The sequence below is a fragment of the Caldisericum sp. genome, from assembly GCA_022759145.1.
Taxonomy (GTDB): Bacteria; Caldisericota; Caldisericia; order Caldisericales; family Caldisericaceae; genus Caldisericum.
In genome coordinates this window covers 1-2,468 of sequence record JAEMPV010000085.1, presented here as the reverse complement: position 1 = coordinate 2,468, position 2,468 = coordinate 1, and the positions used below count along the sequence as shown (strand labels likewise).

General features: G+C 36.6%; 2 protein-coding genes. Both read right to left on the bottom strand.

From position 1 onward, the window contains the following. Positions 1-29: 29 nt before the first annotated feature. On the bottom strand, positions 30-1,700 hold the full coding sequence (locus JHC30_05855) for a hypothetical protein (GenBank protein MCI4463674.1): 1,671 nt from the start codon (positions 1,698-1,700) through the stop codon (positions 30-32). Positions 1,701-1,709: 9 nt separating this feature from the next. Then, positions 1,710-2,423: a hypothetical protein gene (locus JHC30_05850; GenBank protein MCI4463673.1), complete on the bottom strand. Its 714-nt coding sequence runs from the start codon at positions 2,421-2,423 to the stop codon at positions 1,710-1,712. Between the last annotated feature and the right edge of the window lie 45 nt (positions 2,424-2,468).

Sequence of the window (2,468 nt, the reverse complement as noted above, 5' to 3'; positions counted from 1 at the left end):
TTTCCTTTTTGTGCCATCGCTTCACCTCCTTATACGCCTACCCCTCTTTCACCTGTTTGGGCGGCAACCTTTTGTTCTATTGCTTTTTCTTTATCTTGTGGTGCTTGTTGTCCTTGTGTTTGTTCCTGTGGCTGTCCTTGTCCTTGTGCTTGTCCCATCATCTGTTGTAATGCTTGCATTTGTGATTGCTGATTATTCTTTTGTTCCTCTAACACATCAAGCAATTGTATGTTCTCTGTAAGCCTTGCAAAAGTTTCAAGGTCAATTTTATTCTGTGCTAACAAGCCAGCAAGTAAATTGTTCCTTGCTAATTTATCCTCTGGTAATGGGTCTGATAGGTCAAAGAACAGATTAAACTTAATATCAAGTTTATCAATTAACTCATCTGCATTTTGGAATTTTGTTCCTAAAATAGTTTCCAAATCTTTTTTACCATAGAGTTTTTTAATCATGCTTACCCATATCCTTCCAAATCTATTCATATCACTTGCTATCTCTGTTAAGTCTGCTTCAAAAGTTAAGTTCGCCGCCTGTTGCTGGGCTATGATACCAGACGCTGTTCTCTGTGCCTCTTTACTTACAGCATTCATAACATAAGTCCCAGATAGTTGTTGCATAAGCCCAAAGCCGCTATATTGTGCTATTGTAAGCCATCTTGGGTCGGCGGCGTTCAAGTTTAAAGTCCCAATTACCTCATCTTGATTTGAGAGTGTAATAATTTCTCTCGGGTCGTTTGAAATCTTTAAATCTTTATCTGTTGTATATATCCTTCCATTGTTTGTTATTAGCATTCCATCAATAAGAAGCCCAAGAGATTTGTTATGTAAGTTTTGAGGGTCAATTAAAAAGGCAACCAATGATTCGCCCCATAACCTATCAGAACTTTTATAAGGGGTAATTGTAAATATCGGAAAGTCATCAGAGCCTGTTATCTTTTTTATTTCTTTTACATCTAATATCTGTTTATCTATCCAAGTAATACATACAGGCTCATCAAAGGCTAAACTGCGATACCAACTCTCATACAAAAGGATTGAGGCGTTTACATCTTTACCTTCAAGTTTTACTCCATACTTTTTCTCTATATACTCTTGCGGCTTTTTAAATACAAAATGTATAAACCTTGCGTCTTTTAAATTCTTTGCATACGGGTCAACATATACATCTAATGGACTAATTGGAACTATATCCACTTCATTTATATCCTCGTCCCAAACAAGTTTGAACCAGCCTGTGCCGTAAATTAAAGAGTCCTTATATACCATTGCTATCTTATCTGAAAAGTTATTTACTTTCCAAAGATACTTTAAAATGTATTGCCAAGCAAGTGCAACATCGCCTTGCCCAGTCCCGACGGGCAGGACATCAATGTAAACTTTCCTTTTTCGTAATGAATTAACTCTCTGGTCAACAATTGTCTTTATGAAATTAACGACAGGTTTAGCAATATAGGTTGATGAGTCAAAAGGCATTCCATCTTTATCTACTTCCCATTGTATTGAGTCATACCACATCTTATAGATACGCAATCTGTTTTGAGAGGCGAAGTTCTTTTCAGATACACTATTCTTTGCATCTATAAGAATAACATCGCTTTCTTTTTTCTGGACTGCATACAAAAAGTCATCACGGACTCTTTTTAGTATAGTATTCTCTTTTTCATCATTATTTACTTCTTTAATTAAATCCTGTATCGCCATATCGCCTCCTTAAAAGATATCCCGCCAATCAAGGTCAGGCTTTACTTTTGGGTTCATAACCTTATCATACAATCCTTTAAAATGCTCCTCAATCCAATTCTTTGCTTTCGCCTCAACCTTTGGTGCTGGTCTGTATTCACGCTTCAATTGATTGGAAAATGTAAGAACAAGGTATTTTCTTGCTGTAATAGCGTGGTCGTTCCCATCTGGGAGCGTGCCATCTTTTCTCCATATATACCCCATATCCTCATCAAGCATACGATAACACTTTGGGCTTATTGTAATCTTTCCCTGTCTAAATAACTTTACCAATGTTTCAACGCCCATTGTGTTATCATTTTCTCCCCTTATCCATTCTACTTTAATACCCCAATCTTTAAAATATTTATCTATTTGCTTTTGATATACCAATCCGCTTGGGTCGTAATAAATTTTTTTAATTTTATACTTCTCTACTAAATCGGCAAAGCCTTTTGCGTGAACTTCCAAATCTGCGTCCTGCTTATAATATTCATCTATGAAATGAATACCTGTTGAATTTATAAAGGCTACTTCCAGAACGGTTGGGTCGCCTACTCCAAAGTCCGCTCCTGCATAGCAAACAGATTGCCCGTCCCACTTCAAATCTTTTACTACTACATCTCTATCATAATTAAATACAAGTCCCTCTGGCTTTGTATATACACCGAGATAATAGAAGGCAAAGTCCTCTGGTCTCATCATTTCCATATCTTTTTTGAACCTTTGCCTATCAAATGCTGGATTCCA

Excerpts from the sequence above, each read along its gene's own strand:
- JHC30_05855 (MCI4463674.1), bottom strand. The coding sequence starts at position 1,700 with ATGGCGATACAGGATTTAATTAAAGAAGTAAATAATGATGAAAAAGAG.
- JHC30_05850 (MCI4463673.1), bottom strand. The coding sequence starts at position 2,423 with ATGATGAGACCAGAGGACTTTGCCTTCTATTATCTCGGTGTATATACA.